Raw genomic sequence first — 15,020 nt, 5'->3', positions numbered from 1 at the left:
GTATGGCGCCCACAATAAATAGTACTAGCCCTATAGGGGTAATCATCGTCGTCGTGCTATTAATTTTTTATCGTTGAATTAAATATTAAGGCTATTGATATATGATTCAAGCGCTAGGGAAAACGTACCAGAAGATCAAAATTCTACGGTGCAAGTACGTCTCCCCTGTTATGAAAACAGGCCAGTTGAACTAAAAACGGTTAGCAATAAAAAGCTTCGACCGTTCCTTTTAGGGTAATTAAAAGCGGTTGTCCGCGGCGATCTAACGCTTTAGGAGAAGGAATTTTTACCCAACCTTCGCTAATGCAATATTCTTCGACATTTGTATGCTCTTTGCCGTTCAACCGAATACCGATGTGGTGCTCAAAAATTTCTTCTACATGAAATTTGCTGCGGGGATTACCCGAAAGGCGATCCGGTAACTCGGGTAGCGCTTTAGTGTCGTTCATCTTAATGACCTGAAAAAATAAAAAGAGCGCTATTGTAGACAATACACGCCTAGCGCTCAAGAACTCCAGTAAGGTTTAGTGCCGTTGTTAGCAGAATGACAGATCTGGCTTGCAAACCATTATGTCATCTCGCAGTTTTGACAGCCCCCTCTTGTGCTAAAGCCAGTAAATCACGGACGTGTAACGAGAATTTGAGCATCGTGCACTTTAATGATGTCGTTTAATAACGGCGTTTATGACCAGTAGCATCACTCGCGCGTTTTCCTCGCCCCTGAGGCTTTCCTCGGGAATTACGAGGTTGAGGATCAGCTTCAAAATTACCGTATTCGTCATCATCTAACGTGTTGATTGATGTTTTTTTATGGGGCGCAGTGTTATGGTTTGCTTTATTAGTCGACGATTTAGCTGTGGGAGCAAAGGCTGCAATGATCTCACGTTCGAGCTTGCGGCCAATAAGACGTTCAATAGCCTGTAATTGTTTAGTTTCATCTTCACTGAATAATGAAATGGCTAAACCGGCGTTGCCAGCACGGCCTGTGCGACCAATTCTATGCACGTAATCTTCTGGTACATAAGGAAAGTCAACGTTAACCACACAGGGTAATTGGTTAACATCAATTCCCCTAGACGCGATGTCAGTCGCAACCAATACCTTAACGTTCCCGCTTTTAAAACCATCTAAAGCAAGCGTGCGAGCATGCTGTGTTCTGTTCGCATGAATAGATGCAGCACTAATACCAGCCTTCTCTAGCTGCGTGACTAAACTATCTGCCCCCTGCTTAGTACGCGTAAATACTAGCGCTTGACGCCAATCGTATTTTTTAATCAAATGTATTAACAACTCACTTTTACGCGCTTTGTCGACCGCATATATTTTCTGCGTTACCCTATCAACAGTACTGTTTGGCGCCGCCACCTCTATTATAAGTGGGTTAGTTAACATGCCTTTAGCAAGTGACGTTATATCTTTTGTAAATGTGGCTGAAAACATTAAACTTTGAAGTTTAGTCGGTAACAAACTTTGAATATGAAGAATATCGTTGATAAAGCCCAAATCTAACATGCGGTCAGCTTCGTCTAAGACCAGTATCTCTAACTGAGCAAAGTTAATTGCTTGCTGATTATAAAGATCAATCAAACGACCAGGCGTAGCGACCAGAACATCCAAACCATCTGCTAATTGGGATATTTGTGGCTCAATCCTCACGCCACCAAACGCGGCTCCAGAACGAACATTCATTCGTTGACTATAATCTTTAACACTCTTAGCCACTTGAGCAGCGAGTTCACGAGTCGGTGTAATAATTAGCGCACGTACACCTTTGGGCTGTGCACGTAAACCGACTGATAATAATTGCAGCACAGGGAGTGTAAAACCCGCCGTTTTGCCCGTACCTGTTTGCGCCACAGCCATCACGTCACGTTGACTCAACACAGCGGGGATAGCTTCAACCTGTATCGGTGATGCCACAGTATAGCCCTGCTCCGCAACCGCTTTTAATAGTTCATCACACAGGCCTAAGGCACTAAATGACATAGATGGATATTCCTCAGGTTATTGATATTCATTGATACAGCTTTAACCACAGGTTTTTAAACACAGGTTTTAAAAAATAGTTCACAAACATGCGCCCACAATGACTGGCACATAAACAGACGCTAAATTTTACACGCGTCATATGCCGCTTTGGCATTCTGCGAGTTTCTAACCACAAAATCCTGCTGGATAGTGGTCAAAACAGGTTGGCGTTCAGTATTCGTTTTTGTGGGTACCCATAGCCATTTTCTTATTGCATTATCGGCCTGTTTATCAAACACCCCTTCAGGGAACGCTTTGATTATTGTTGGCTCCACTGCCCGCCCGTTCACATCAATAAGCAATGAAAACTCAACGCAGCCAGAGATTTTATCATTCTTTGCCTGCTGCGGGTACTCGGGCGCTACCTTTCGGTAAGTAATCCAATAATTATTTACCGCTGCTTTATCTGCGGTTAAATCTAGGGCCGTGAGGGTACTCTGTTTAGGTACCGTCGCACACCCACCAACCAGAAATCCACCGACAACAACTAACAGTAATTTATTCATAAACGCTCCATGTAGCTTTAGCAGCTAGATTAGCAGAAAAACCTAGGTGGTTAAGCATGAAATATACGCACAAATTTAGCTAGCGCCCATAGAAAATAAAGGTGCAAACCATCAAGCATAATAAGTACTTTGTTATCTGTCTTTCTATGAATTAAGCGGCTGCTTGCTGATGTATTTGGCATTCCAATACATTAAAAACTAATGAAGATGAATATCTCAGCTACACTTTTTGTTGATTGTTATGTGCTACTAGCATTACCTAAGCATAAACATGATAAACAGAATGCAGATGTAGCATTTTTATAAATCCAACATGGAGTAGATACCGATGAAATTACAAAAAGAAGACATACCTGTCGTAATGGAAGCCCCAGACATGATCATGCGCTCGCTATCCGGTTTAGGTGATATGACAGTGGTATTTCATGAGCTACCAAAAGGCACAGATTTTACCCCTTTATTAAAAGGACTCGGCAACGACAGTTGTCATTGCCCGCATTGGGGTTACATATTTGAGGGAATTTTCCGTTTTATATATGACAATGGCAAGGAAGAGTCATTTGTAGCCGGCGACGTTTTTTATGCGCATGCTGGTCATACAGCCATTGTAGACAAAGATGTTAAATTTATAGACTTCAGCCCAACAAAGGAACTAGATGAAGTGATGACAAATGTCGGCAGAGTTATGTCCGAAATGAATTAAAAACACACTCAATGTCGCCCGCTTAACGGGCAACATTTTTAATATATCCACAGGTATCACGGTTATTGACAAGACCAACTCGACTGTTATCTATAAACAATTGCCCTATAAAGGCGATATATAATAAGTTATAAAACATAAAACCCCAATATCGTTGCTTAATATCAGTCATAAGTCTTTAAATATTGCTCGATAATTTTTTCGTTTGATCTGCATGCTAATTAATAGCACATTGGTATTAGTCAACAAGAAAGATATTATCAACTTTTAAAAACGAATAAGAAGAATGACTAAATGCATATAAAAAATGGGCTGGTAGGTATTTCTATCATGGCAAGTTCTATGGCCTTTTCAAAAGAGGCTCCGCTGGTTTCTATTCCTACTCACGACGCTTTTTTCTCTAGCATTGCCTTGCATTGTGGCAAGGCCTTTGAGGGGAAAGTGGTAGTAGATAACCAGCCTAGCGCCGCGTTCGATGCAAAATTAATTATGTTTGTACGCAAATGCAGTCAATCAGAATTACAAATTCCATTCTACGTCGGCGATAATGCATCACGTACCTGGATAATTACAAAAACCGGTAGTGGTCTGAGTCTAAAACATGATCATCGTCATAAAGACGGCACTGATGATCCAGTGACTATGTATGGCGGGCACACGCTAGGCGCGGGTTTTAACCAGATACAATCCTTCCCTATCGACCAGTACTCAAAAGAAATATTCGCTGAGCACGGTTTAGCGCAATCTATCACCAACACATGGCAAATCTATAGCTACCCAGATACCTTTTCATATCGACTAATCCGTGAAGGGCGAGAGTTTCGAGTAGATTTCGATTTAACCAAGCCAGTGTCGGCGCCAGTCGCACCTTGGGGTTATGAAGATTAGATGATTCGTTTTTGATTCGTTCTAGCTAGCTAAGCAAAAATAGTTCGTTAAAAAACCATTAGAGAGGTTTTATTTTGGCGGTAATCGGCTAAGTCACTTGGTAGTGGACAGTGAACTTCCAAGTTGAATTCGCGCCTTATACCTTTTTTATAATACGCGTTATTCTGTGCGGTAGATAACAGTAAAACCTGTAGGCAATTTAGTATTACTAGGTAAATACGCTATCGTGCCCTGATTGTTAATCATAAACGTTAGCAATGACTCAACTGAATCAAATTCGATTGGTGGTTTCTTTCTGCCGCTAAATCGCATTTGAGCCCAATAAGATTGGATACGGGATTCAGTTAAGCCAACTATTTTGGTATTAAAAATTAAGCGAGCTTCGCTATCTGGGGTTAACGCTACCGGCTTTAATGGAAACTGAGAACTGCTCCCCATAAAGATATCTCTTACTTCACGCTTTTTAACGTTAATATCAGTTATGTCAGTATTCGCGACGACCATAAGATCGATTGCTTGGCTACTGAACGTGCACATTGTTAGGGTAAGGATTAGCATCGCTGTATATTTCATCAGAACACCCACTCCACGCCTATTTGATAAAGCTTTGCTTTCCTATCAAAGTCAGGGTCGGTGATTCCTGTGAAAAATGAACTTTTACCTGGTTTTCCTTTTAAAAACGTAACTTCTGCCTTTGCCGATATGTTATAGCGTAAGTCCCAGCGTAACCCTAAGGTTACAGTATCTAATTCATAATCGGGCAAACTATCAATAACTTGATCATATGCAAAAGACAATTGGGTCAGTTGCGGATCTAACCCTTTAGGCACTAAATTTTCGACGTTGTCGTATTTGCTATTTGATGTAGAGTAGCTTAAGTGAATTTGAAATGGGGCGAAGTTATACCCAGCACTCAAGTAATAGCCATCTAATGCCGGTATAACAAGCAAGTCTGAAGTAACTTTCATCCACTCAGCTGATACAAAGTAGTCGAGAGTGTCGTAGTTAATATTCCCCTGATAAACAGTAATGTCGCCATCAAAACGCAACGATTCAGCATTTTGTTGGAAACCTGCAAAATCTAAAAGGTTAGCCAGCTCGGTAAACTGGACAACGTCTGCGTCAAAATCAGAAGACATAGTCGTTGAAACACGTGCGCTGAGATTGCCAGAAGTCAGACTAAAAATGAGGCCTTTTATTTCATCAACATCCATTTTGATTGACTGCTCGGTGCGCGTCAATTCACCATCAAACGTTCCATAGAAAGCTTCAACTTCAACATTTGTTGAATCAAGATTAAATCGGTAGGTGCCAGTTGCACCCTCGTAATTTGAAAACAACAGGCTACTGAATTTTTGTAGTGGTGGCGTAAGCCAAGGATAAGCAAATCCAACATCTATTACGTCGCTGTATCGAAAGAACGGTGTACGTAATTTCCCCAATTTGAACCGCCAATTTTGATTGGGTTCATAATTTACATATAACCACTCGAGGCCAGACTTCCGGTCGAAAGCGGAGTGGGCGAGTAATTGTGCAGAGAGGCTTAATTCCTCAGTAATAGTAATGTCGCTTTGCAGGGCAAACAGTGATTGCTGAGAAAAGCTGACACTATTATAATATCCCTCAAATCTTGCACTATCTTCGTCTAAATAGCCGCCAACTATTCGTCCAAAGCCGCTAAACGCAATACGATCAGATATATCGGCTTGGGCTGTTATTGGCAAAAAAGATAATATAATTAGGGTGCAGAAGACTGTTATTCTCATATTTCTTCGCATGTATACTGTTTCAAAGGGGATTTGCACCTATTCGTCAAAGTTCCGTTAATATACTTAATAAACATCTAAATTTAGGTATATATTTTCATACGCTGTTATAATTTCTGAGTGTTTTTGAACGCTCAATACAGGCTAAACCCAAGCCCAACATTCAAGTACACCACACACTACGAATCTTATGCATCAATACTTATTCAGCCATTTGATAATTCAGTTTCTTCATAAGTGCAGGTTAGTTTTATTTACCATTTTCTGAAGCTGTTCGTTAGTTATAGTTGAAAAATTTGACCATATCAAATTCTATTATTGGCAAACTTTAGCCTATGGGTGTTTAACGAGTGCCCTTCGACTTTCACCCTATCAACGGGCATTATCGTTTTTTCGACAGATCATGCTGGCTGGTTAAACAACAAAGCAATGCAAAATGAAACATTCGAAGTCGTTTTTAAGCATCCTGATAATGCCTTTTATCAAGGTGGAAGTACTGACAGAAACTGTATTTGGGGTTAACGTTTGGCTACGTTATAAGTTGCTTGACTCGCCAACTATGAAATGAATCAGCAGCAGATGCATTTATCCACAACCTTTACCCAATCCGAATTCGACCTCCACGCGCTACCAGTTAAAGCGCCCTTTTATCGCTTGGGCTTGAGGGTTTGAAGGTTTGAAGGTTTGGGGTTTGGGGTCTGGGGTCTGGGGTTTGTGACTTAAAGCTCGTACTTAGACACTGGCAAGTTGCCTGTAAAGTAAATTTGAATAGCCCTTATCCTCCATAACTATTCGTTATTTTTTCGCGTATTCTAACCGGACTAAGATTGCTGCATATTTATCTCGACGACACAGAGAATAGCCAAACCAGTAGCGCTGATTTCTTTCAGGTTTCTGGCCCACCAGGCGATACTGTGAGTCACTGCGATTTCTTTACGGGTTTATTCGAGGGTTGGCCTTTAATTGCACCAGAGGCGGCTAGCCCCATTAAGCGGCGAAACCTCGGGCATTCTAGGTGACTAGGAGCGGTGCATGCGGCAGCGTGTTGTAGTCCATCGCGCATGGCAGTTAATTTTTGGATGGTGCGGTCCAATTCAGTGGCTTTTGTTAGCAACATTTCTCGGTCGATATCAGGGTTGTCACCCGCCCCTAAAATGCCCGAAATTTCCTCCAGTGAAAATCCAGCCACGCGGCCTAAGGCTATCAATGCTAACCGCTCTAATATGTTAGCTGCAAAAAGACGTTGTAATCCTTTCCTACCGATAGAGCAAATTAATCCTTTCTCCTCATAATAGCGCAACGTAGAAGCAGGCACGCCAGAACGCTTAGCCACAGTAGAAATATCCATAACAGCACTTGACCTCAAGTTAACTTTAAGTTGTAGACTAGCATCAGTTTGAATCTATAACCAGCAACAGAGAAGTCTATGAACACATTATTTTTTACCTTACTCATCGGGATTGGCGCCACAGTTGTGATGGATGTCTGGGCTATATTGAGGATGCAGTTATTCGGTATTCCCCCCACGAATTGGGCAATGGTTGGACGCTGGATAGCCTACATACCTAAAGGGAAATTTATTCATGACGCTATCGCTACATCAGGCACAATGCGCTTCGAGCTCCTTATTGGATGGGTTGCCCACTATGTAATTGGCATAAGTTACGCAGCTATCTTGGTTATTATTTACGGAAGCCCGTGGGTACACAGTCCAACCGTTGGGCCTGCGCTTTTAGTTGGTATTGCTACCGTGTTAGCACCCTTTTTGATAATGCAGCTGGGCATGGGGGCAGGTATTGCCGCGTCTCGCACAGCAAACCCTAATTCCGCCAGAGTGCATAGTATTATTAATCATTCAGTCTTTGGCCTTGGTTTGTATTTATCAGGCTTAGCGGTACATCATGTATATGCGCTGTAATTGATTAATGACATAAGTGATAACAGGCAATGGCGAGTACATTATTCACTATCGAATTTCGCCCGCGTATCGATTTTTTTGCGGGGTCGAGTTTGTCAGCAATATAGCTAAGCCGTGGTGCGATTAGCGTGCAGCTGTTCTTAATACTACACACGCTACCAAATATCGCTTTGAATAAGGAAATAAACACACATGAACCTTTTGAATTTAAACACCTATTTGGCGCACACTAAGATAGTTGGATTAGTCGCAATTGTTGTCTCACTAGTGGCATGGTCAACGGACCTCACCGGTATGGCTTACGTTTGCCCTTATTGCCGAGCACAACGCACCGTTATCGGTATTTTAGGACTTATATTAATATCCCCCGTCGCCACGCACTGGATTGCTAAATACATTGGCTTGGTCATCGGCTTTTTCGGCGCGACCGTTGCTGCTAACCAACATTTTATGGGCTGGAAGAAGATATCAGCAGGAACGTTCGAATTTAAAGAAAACATCGTGATTGACCCTTTCTTATTATCAGGCTGTGCATTGTTTGGCATTATCGGCCTGACCTACTTGCTGTTATTCTCAGATAACCAAAAAGCAAAAGAGCATTAAAGCGGTATCTGTTTTTTGAGCCTTTAAGGGGGTGTGCAGTAACGCAACTAAATCAATTTTCAGTGTTACATATGAAATATGCTCCGCGCTAAAGCATATGAAGATAATTATGCTCGCTATCTATTTACTCGGTGAAAAACACGGCGCGATAATGCTATCGCAGCGCCGTGTTTTTTGTTTGATAAAGAGTAAGCGAGCTTATTTCTATTTAAGAAGAACAACTGTAGTGAGACACCCCACCTGCATCAAAAAACGCCTGTGGTTTTAAGCTGTAGTACTTACTTTCAATCTCGCTCGACTGTTCATCAAAGGGCTGTGTTAATACCTGCTGCAACTCTCGAACAAGTTCGAAGTCACCTTTACCCGCTTGCTGGTAAGCTGGCACAACTAGCCATTCTCGCCAGGTATATTTAGGGTTAACCTGCTGCATCATGTGCGCAGTTTTTTGAATACTCTCTTGAGTATTAAGCATACTTCGCCACTTTTGTAACCACAATGCCCATTGTTCGGATAACTCGTCTGTTGGCGTGTTGTAGAAACTTTTGCTGACACCTGAAATATCATCTGGGATTTTGGAGAGTTCACGAAAGAAAATGCTGTAGTCGACCGATGTTTGTACCATTAACGTGATCAGTTGATTAAACAGCTGAGCATCAAAAGACGCTAGGCCAAGTTTTGATGCCCACATTTTTTCCATTTTATCTTGCATGGCTGAAGCGAACCCAAGGTTTATCTGATTCAATTCCGCAAGCGCTTCGGGCGCTACCGAGAGCAAAGGTTGTAAAGCTTTACAAAACATGTCGAAATTTGTTTGTGCTGCCGCCCCTTGGTTGAAGAACGAAAAATGTTGTCCCCCACCCGTCCATGGTTGGTAATAAGGGTCAAAAAGCTCAATAAAACCAAATGGACCGTAATCGAGCGTATAACCACCACAAGCACAGTTGTCACTATTAAAGTTGCCTTGGCAGTAGCCTACGCGCAGCCAGTGGCTAATCAACGTGGTTAATCGGTCACGGAATGCGAGCGCTAATTGTACGACTTTTTCTGCAATGGCGAGCTCGTGATCAATCTCATTTTGATATTCACGCGCAATCAAATGCAACACGATCATCTCTAGCTCTTTGAGCGCATCGGGATGCTGATTAACGCGAGCGCGACGAGCAAAGAGTTCAAGTTGACCCACTCTTAAAAACGAAGGTGCGACGCGCGTTGAAATCGCCACAGGGTTAGATACGTTCATATCTGGGTTTGTGGCATAAGAGCCTTCAGAATACCAAGGGCGCCTTACTTGTTCTGATTGCGAGACAAACAAACATAACGATCGCGACGTTGGCACACCCAAGCCATGCATGTGCTCTTGTACTAAAAACTCCCTGACACTTGAACGCAACACGGCTCTGCCATCTCCGCCACGACAGTAAGGGGTTGGCCCGCCACCTTTTAACTGCATCTCCCAGCGCTTTTTATCAATCACGGCTTCAAGCACAGAAACCGCTCGCCCATCGCCGTAACCGTTGCCAGTACCAAAAGGACACTGCTGAATGTATTCAGTACCATAAATAGACAGCGCATAGCCTGTGGCCCACCCAACTCGGCGCATAGGGGATGGAACATTGGACATATCGCCGGTAAATAAACTAGCAAAACCCTCTGTGTGCACTAGGTTGTCATCAAACCCTAATTCAGCAAAGAATGTTTCGCTATGGGCAACGTATACCGGGTTAGCAATAGGCGTAGGTTTAACCGGCACATAGTGCCCAGAAAACACCTGTCTTGGTGCGTAGTCATCGCCCGTTTCAGTGGCATCGGGGTCACAGTTAAGAGAATCAAGTAAGGAGTAATCACTTAACTTGGCCAAATCTTCAAGTGTGTGCACGCTTTTAGGCACATCAGTAATAAGTTGGTTAGCCATGGAATTCAAACACCCTTTTTTCATATAAATCTAATTAACAACAGTATATTGCATTTAGATACCTCAGATCTTCTTTAAAGTACCACTGTCAGGAATACTTCTAAACGCAGACGCCATCATTTTCTCTCGCCCTTTTTACTAATTTTGTGCTACCTCATGTACAAAGTAAGTAATTAGTTTCCTTAATTGTAAGTGCGAACACTGTTGAGCATTTAAGGTTTATTTGACTATTTGCACTAAAGAAATGGATGAAACGCTATTTGCTAAAGTTGCCTTGAAAAAATACCAATAATTAAACTGACTTGAAACAAAATGACCTAACGCATTACCTTCCGGATCCCGTACAAGAACGTCCATATGCTTTACGTGAAGCGCCTAGTTGCCGTAACGAATATCACCAATAAAAATAGTTAGTTATCACTGGCTTTTACCCATGTAATAAAAACCAACATAGTGTTTACAATCCATTAAAAAATACTGAGAATGAACTTAAGGCTCTTCAATAAATAGTAAAAATGGGAATAATCATATGAGCGAAATGCCAAACGTTAAACCAGATTTTTTAGAAGAAATCATCTACAAAGATAACTTTACCTCCTTTCCGGAACGGATTAGAAATATCGCTAAGAACTTCCCAGAATTAAACGTTTTAACCGTTGATGGCGAAACGCGTCAATGGAAGACTTTTATGCCACGTATCAATCAAGTCTCAAACATGTTGGCAAGCCGTGGTTTAGGGCGAGGTAGTAAAATCGCAATCCTTGCTAAAAGTAGTATCGAATATATTGAAATATTCTTGGGCGGGTTGCAAGCCGGCGTATGTATTGTCCCTTTATCTGGAATGGCATCTAGCGAGCAGTTAAAAGTCATGATCCGGGATAGTGGCTCTAAAATGGTTTTTGTATCCAAAAATAATCAACATTATATTGAACCATTTATTGGAACCCTCGAAGCAGTGCCGACAGATGGCTATGTCTCTCTAGACTTTTCGGCAGAGGCATGGACCCCTTATGAACCATTGGTATCCTCTGCGCCTGACACTGCAATGAGTGTCGATATTCTTCCAGAGGATCCGTTCAACCTTATTTATAGTTCTGGTACGACAGGCGTACCTAAAGGGATTGAACAAAGTCATTCCATGCGAAATCAACATGTGGTGGGTTTTGAAGGATTAGGCATCTCATCAGAAGCGATTACGCTGAGTTCTACAGCACTTTATTCTAATACGACACTGGTTGTATTATTGCCAACTCTTGCCCTTGGCGGCCGGATTGTTCTAATGCCAAAGTTTGAAGCTGAAGCGTTTTTAAAACTAGCTGAAGCGGAGAAAGTGACCCATACAATGCTGGTACCAGTTCAATACCAACGTATTTTGGATCATAAAAACTTCCATCATTACGATTTGAGTAGTTTCCAGGTTAAATTATCGACAAGTGCGCCGTTACGAGAAGGAATAAAACAAGAGGCGATTGATAAATGGCCAGGCAAGCTTATTGAAGTCTATGGTTTGACCGAAGGCGGGATAGGCACGGTGTTATCAGTAACTGATTTTCCCGATAAATTAGCGTCTGTAGGCCGTGCTAGTGAGGGCGTTGAGCTACGCATAATCGATGAACAAGGAGCAGAATTACCGCAAGGAAGTATTGGCGAAATTGTCGGGCGCTCCGCTGCGATGATGAGCGGTTATTATAAACGCCCAGATTTAACCAATGACATGCTTTGGACTTGCTCTAAAGGTAAGACCTACTTTAAAAGCGGTGATATTGGCCGTTTTGATGAAGATGGATTTCTTTTCTTACTGGACAGGAAAAAAGACATGATCATTTCGGGAGGATTTAATATTTATGCTGCTGATATCGAAGCCGAACTTATTCAACATAATGGCATTTCAGATGTCGCAGTTATTGGTATTCCCAGTGACAAATGGGGGGAAACGCCACTTGCTTTAGTCGTGTTGAAAGAAGGTGTAACTGAAACTGAACAAGACATCACAGATTGGGTTAATAACCGGTTAGGTAAAACCCAACGAATTTCAGCTGTAGAATTTAGAAGTACGCTACCAAGAAGCACGATTGGCAAAATTCAGAAGCGAGAATTAAGGGATGAATATGTCAAGAAATAGAGAGAATTACTGAAACTAGGCTTACCCCAAACCCCCTACCAATTAGCCAACAAAGCTGTTGGCTATGCAAGCTACTCCTATCAAAACTTAATTGGTATATAAAAAGAAGATATAAGGACATTCATGATAAAAGGTAGCAGATTCAAATTTAAGGCCTGAACTAGACTTATTTGGTGATGAGCGTCCGGTGCTCGGTGCCCGGCGCCCGGCGCCCGGTAATCAGCGCATTCCGTTGAGTAATCTTGCGGAACAGAATATTTACTTTATTTTACGTAAACTTATAGGTCTGTATATTTTTAATGGCCAAAAACACGACGCGATAACAGTGAAGAAGCGCCGTGTTTTATCCCTTACTGGATAAACAAGCGTGTTCAAACGTCAGTTATGTATCTGAGGTTATGTAAAGAGGTTGGCTCATTCCTATCACGACATTTGAATTCTTTGTCCTCTTCTGATGTATAGTCACTTGATACTCGAGGGGGAATACCATTTTGCGTAAACTTTCCTTTGAGTAACCAGCACTCGTTGATAAAGGGGTATCCCACTTAATTGATACAGAACCACTTTCAGAATCAATTTTGCACGGCTCTCGCTTTGTAGTGACCGTTACCAGTTCCTCCTGAGAGCTCGTAAACAAGATTGAGCATTTATACAGCCCAGTAACGTCACTATAGTCCTTGATGCTATAATCAAATTTGACATCTAACTGATGCTTTTTTGTTCCAGCTTTACCCAGTTCAATCACTTTGAGATTGCTAATAACGGCTTGGCTAGTGTTGATGTCCGAATAATTAGCTGATGCACATCCCGTCAAAAAGGCAATGGACGCCATCCCTAAAATTTTCTTCATACTTTCCTCCTTAAAAAACCTAACAATAGTATTTTCTAAAAATACTCATTGTCGACATTCACGTATTAAAAACAGAATTTTCTGCCTTTCGTCTTAGGTCATTTTTAGCCCGCGCGTTAACGCATTGCAAAGGTAGTATATTTTACCGCACCGTACCTTTTTTTGTTCTGTATAGAAACATGGATGTCTTCGTAGGGTCAAGGTGGATGTCTTCGTAGGATCTACAACGGTCAGCCCCCTGCAGAGCGGAGAGTCAAACTAATCCAAAGTTTGTGAATTAGTTGACTACAACACCTGTTACTACATTATCTAAGTAATTAGCTGCTCTACTTTTGCTTGCTTGCTATTAACTTAGGACTTTCTATCGGTAGATAAAAGTAGCTTTTTGTTTAGTTGGTTCTTCAGTATTATCTCTTGTGAGGGTAAAATAAAAGGGAGTTACGGCCTGTTGTAACGTTGCTGGATTAACAGATATAGAAACTGGATGATGCAGCAGTTCGCCAGGCGCTAAAGTTAAATGGGTGTCACCAGAAAGTGTTTGGTAAACTAAATCATGTACTTGAATGGTAACGGGTATGGTTGACTGTGATTTATTCATGAGGACTAAGGTATACGTATTTTCAACCATGCCTAAATTACTTTCACGATACAATGATGTTCTGTCTCGAACTACGTTTAGGTCAAGTTCTTTACGAGCATTATATTGAAACACCATAACGATTAAAATTACAACGGTAACAAAAAAGTATCCGAGTACTTTTGGTCGCAGTAATTTGGCTTGTTGACCTGCTAGTGCAGCTACAGAGGTGAAACTAATTAAGCCTCTAGAATAATTCATATTATCCATGACATTGTTACATGCGTCCACGCATGCACCGCAGTTAATGCACTCGTATTGCAAGCCGTTTCTAATGTCAATTCCAGTGGGACAAACCTGCACACACAGATTACAATCTATACAATCCCCCATACCTTTAGCTGCGACTTCTTTCCTAGATAGTTTTTTAGATCGTGGTCCACGACCTTCGCCGCGCTGATGGTCATAGGTTACCGTCTTAGTATCATTGTCAAACATGGCGGATTGAAAACGCGAGTAAGGGCACATATGAGTGCACATTATTTCGCGCATCCAACCTGCGTTGGCGTAAGTACAAAACGTAAAAAGCAATACCCAAAAGAGTGGCCAGAAACCAATGTTAGCGTTGAAAAAATTAATGAATAATGACTGAATCGGCACAAAATATCCCACAAAGGTTAGTGCCGTAAAAACGGATACACTTAACCAAGCGCCATGTTTAATTAACTTTTGAAACACCTTAGCTAATGACCAGTCTTGTTGATCCAAATGAATACGTTTGTTGCGGCTTCCTTCTATTTTTTCTTCTAACCAAATAAACACAAAGGTATACACTGTTTGCGGACACATAAAACCACACCAAACTCGACCAACAACAGTGGTAACAAAAAACAGTAAAAACGCAGCTATAACAAAAATCCACGAGACTAAAACAAGGTCTTGGGGCCAAAAAGTCATGCTAAACAAATGAAATCGTTGTTCACTAAAATCCAGCAGTATTGCTTGATGTCCTTGGTAAGTTAACCAAGGAATTAAGCTAAATAATAATAAGGACACAACACCAAAAAAACGCTTGGATTCAAAGAATAAGTGCATAACTTGAACGGGTAGAAAAAACGGTCAGCCGAATATATGCTAATCGCTTTTT

General features: G+C 41.6%; 14 protein-coding genes. 5 read left to right on the top strand and 9 right to left on the bottom strand.

Going from position 1 to position 15,020, the window contains the following annotated elements:
* Positions 1-200: 200 nt before the first annotated feature.
* From GQS54_RS20015 to GQS54_RS20005, 3 genes are all read right to left on the bottom strand, one after another.
* The gene (locus GQS54_RS20015; RefSeq protein ID WP_166425693.1) at positions 201-449 is read right to left on the bottom strand and encodes a DUF3297 family protein; all 249 of its coding nucleotides are present in this window, start codon (positions 447-449) and stop codon (positions 201-203) included.
* Between the two features lie 220 nt (positions 450-669).
* On the bottom strand, positions 670-1,986 hold the full coding sequence (locus GQS54_RS20010; RefSeq protein ID WP_166425692.1) for a DEAD/DEAH box helicase: 1,317 nt from the start codon (positions 1,984-1,986) through the stop codon (positions 670-672).
* A 122-nt stretch (positions 1,987-2,108) separates the two neighbouring features.
* A complete protein-coding gene (locus GQS54_RS20005) occupies positions 2,109-2,534 on the bottom strand; it encodes an energy transducer TonB (protein ID WP_166425691.1) in 426 nt (141 codons plus the stop codon).
* A 328-nt stretch (positions 2,535-2,862) separates the two neighbouring features.
* On the opposite strand from GQS54_RS20005, the gene GQS54_RS20000 reads away from it, so the two are divergent.
* Together GQS54_RS20000 and GQS54_RS19995 are read left to right on the top strand one after the other, a co-directional pair.
* On the top strand, positions 2,863-3,237 hold the full coding sequence (locus GQS54_RS20000) for a hypothetical protein (RefSeq protein WP_166425690.1): 375 nt from the start codon (positions 2,863-2,865) through the stop codon (positions 3,235-3,237).
* Between the two features lie 294 nt (positions 3,238-3,531).
* Positions 3,532-4,125 (top strand): hypothetical protein, encoded by a 594-nt coding sequence (locus GQS54_RS19995; protein ID WP_166425689.1) that lies wholly within the window; start codon positions 3,532-3,534, stop codon positions 4,123-4,125.
* Between the two features lie 159 nt (positions 4,126-4,284).
* On the opposite strand, the gene GQS54_RS19990 is transcribed toward GQS54_RS19995, so the two are convergent.
* The 3 genes from GQS54_RS19990 to GQS54_RS19980 all read right to left on the bottom strand — a co-directional run bounded on the left by GQS54_RS19990 (position 4,285) and on the right by GQS54_RS19980 (position 7,239).
* Positions 4,285-4,698, bottom strand: coding sequence for a hypothetical protein (locus GQS54_RS19990; protein WP_166425688.1), 414 nt, complete (start codon positions 4,696-4,698; stop codon positions 4,285-4,287).
* Positions 4,698-5,891 carry a hypothetical protein gene (locus tag GQS54_RS19985; protein ID WP_166425687.1) on the bottom strand — a complete coding sequence of 398 codons (1,194 nt, stop codon included), beginning with the start codon at positions 5,889-5,891 and terminating at the stop codon, positions 4,698-4,700. The genes GQS54_RS19990 and GQS54_RS19985 overlap by 1 nt, the downstream gene beginning before the upstream one ends.
* Positions 5,892-6,810: 919 nt before the next feature.
* Complete coding sequence (locus GQS54_RS19980) at positions 6,811-7,239, bottom strand: helix-turn-helix domain-containing protein (RefSeq protein ID WP_166425686.1); 429 nt, start codon at positions 7,237-7,239, stop codon at positions 6,811-6,813.
* A 78-nt stretch (positions 7,240-7,317) separates the two neighbouring features.
* On the opposite strand from GQS54_RS19980, the gene GQS54_RS19975 reads away from it, so the two are divergent.
* Together GQS54_RS19975 and GQS54_RS19970 are read left to right on the top strand one after the other, a co-directional pair.
* Positions 7,318-7,809: a DUF2938 domain-containing protein gene (locus GQS54_RS19975; RefSeq protein WP_166425685.1), complete on the top strand. Its 492-nt coding sequence runs from the start codon at positions 7,318-7,320 to the stop codon at positions 7,807-7,809.
* A 192-nt stretch (positions 7,810-8,001) separates the two neighbouring features.
* Positions 8,002-8,412 (top strand): hypothetical protein, encoded by a 411-nt coding sequence (locus GQS54_RS19970; protein ID WP_166425684.1) that lies wholly within the window; start codon positions 8,002-8,004, stop codon positions 8,410-8,412.
* Between the two features lie 208 nt (positions 8,413-8,620).
* Here GQS54_RS19970 and GQS54_RS19965 read toward each other — a convergent pair whose 3' ends face one another.
* Positions 8,621-10,324, bottom strand: coding sequence for a protein adenylyltransferase SelO family protein (locus GQS54_RS19965; RefSeq protein WP_166425683.1), 1,704 nt, complete (start codon positions 10,322-10,324; stop codon positions 8,621-8,623).
* 529 nt (positions 10,325-10,853) lie between these two features.
* Here GQS54_RS19965 and GQS54_RS19960 point away from each other — a divergent pair.
* The gene (locus GQS54_RS19960; protein ID WP_205967857.1) at positions 10,854-12,446 is read left to right on the top strand and encodes a class I adenylate-forming enzyme family protein; all 1,593 of its coding nucleotides are present in this window, start codon (positions 10,854-10,856) and stop codon (positions 12,444-12,446) included.
* Between the two features lie 382 nt (positions 12,447-12,828).
* On the opposite strand, the gene GQS54_RS19955 is transcribed toward GQS54_RS19960, so the two are convergent.
* Positions 12,829-13,296 (bottom strand): hypothetical protein, encoded by a 468-nt coding sequence (locus GQS54_RS19955; RefSeq protein WP_166425682.1) that lies wholly within the window; start codon positions 13,294-13,296, stop codon positions 12,829-12,831.
* A gap of 361 nt (positions 13,297-13,657) precedes the next feature.
* The gene (ccoG, locus tag GQS54_RS19950; RefSeq protein WP_166425681.1) at positions 13,658-14,968 is read right to left on the bottom strand and encodes a cytochrome c oxidase accessory protein CcoG; all 1,311 of its coding nucleotides are present in this window, start codon (positions 14,966-14,968) and stop codon (positions 13,658-13,660) included.
* Between the last annotated feature and the right edge of the window lie 52 nt (positions 14,969-15,020).

This window comes from Paraglaciecola sp. 20A4 (assembly GCF_011378905.1).
Taxonomy (GTDB): domain Bacteria; phylum Pseudomonadota; class Gammaproteobacteria; order Enterobacterales; family Alteromonadaceae; genus Paraglaciecola.
This window is presented reverse-complemented; position numbering and strand designations above follow the sequence as displayed.

What these genes read in the sequence shown, in the direction of transcription:
- GQS54_RS20015 (WP_166425693.1), bottom strand. Translation starts at nt 449, where the DNA reads ATGAACGACACTAAAGCGCTACCCGAGTTACCGGATCGCCTTTCGGGT.
- GQS54_RS20010 (WP_166425692.1), bottom strand. Translation starts at nt 1,986, where the DNA reads ATGTCATTTAGTGCCTTAGGCCTGTGTGATGAACTATTAAAAGCGGTT.
- GQS54_RS20005 (WP_166425691.1), bottom strand. Translation starts at nt 2,534, where the DNA reads ATGAATAAATTACTGTTAGTTGTTGTCGGTGGATTTCTGGTTGGTGGG.
- GQS54_RS20000 (WP_166425690.1), top strand. Translation starts at nt 2,863, where the DNA reads ATGAAATTACAAAAAGAAGACATACCTGTCGTAATGGAAGCCCCAGAC.
- GQS54_RS19995 (WP_166425689.1), top strand. Translation starts at nt 3,532, where the DNA reads ATGCATATAAAAAATGGGCTGGTAGGTATTTCTATCATGGCAAGTTCT.
- GQS54_RS19990 (WP_166425688.1), bottom strand. Translation starts at nt 4,698, where the DNA reads ATGAAATATACAGCGATGCTAATCCTTACCCTAACAATGTGCACGTTC.
- GQS54_RS19985 (WP_166425687.1), bottom strand. Translation starts at nt 5,891, where the DNA reads ATGAGAATAACAGTCTTCTGCACCCTAATTATATTATCTTTTTTGCCA.
- GQS54_RS19980 (WP_166425686.1), bottom strand. Translation starts at nt 7,239, where the DNA reads ATGGATATTTCTACTGTGGCTAAGCGTTCTGGCGTGCCTGCTTCTACG.
- GQS54_RS19975 (WP_166425685.1), top strand. Translation starts at nt 7,318, where the DNA reads ATGAACACATTATTTTTTACCTTACTCATCGGGATTGGCGCCACAGTT.
- GQS54_RS19970 (WP_166425684.1), top strand. Translation starts at nt 8,002, where the DNA reads ATGAACCTTTTGAATTTAAACACCTATTTGGCGCACACTAAGATAGTT.
- GQS54_RS19965 (WP_166425683.1), bottom strand. Translation starts at nt 10,324, where the DNA reads ATGGCTAACCAACTTATTACTGATGTGCCTAAAAGCGTGCACACACTT.
- GQS54_RS19960 (WP_205967857.1), top strand. Translation starts at nt 10,854, where the DNA reads ATGAGCGAAATGCCAAACGTTAAACCAGATTTTTTAGAAGAAATCATC.
- GQS54_RS19955 (WP_166425682.1), bottom strand. Translation starts at nt 13,296, where the DNA reads ATGAAGAAAATTTTAGGGATGGCGTCCATTGCCTTTTTGACGGGATGT.
- ccoG (WP_166425681.1), bottom strand. Translation starts at nt 14,968, where the DNA reads ATGCACTTATTCTTTGAATCCAAGCGTTTTTTTGGTGTTGTGTCCTTA.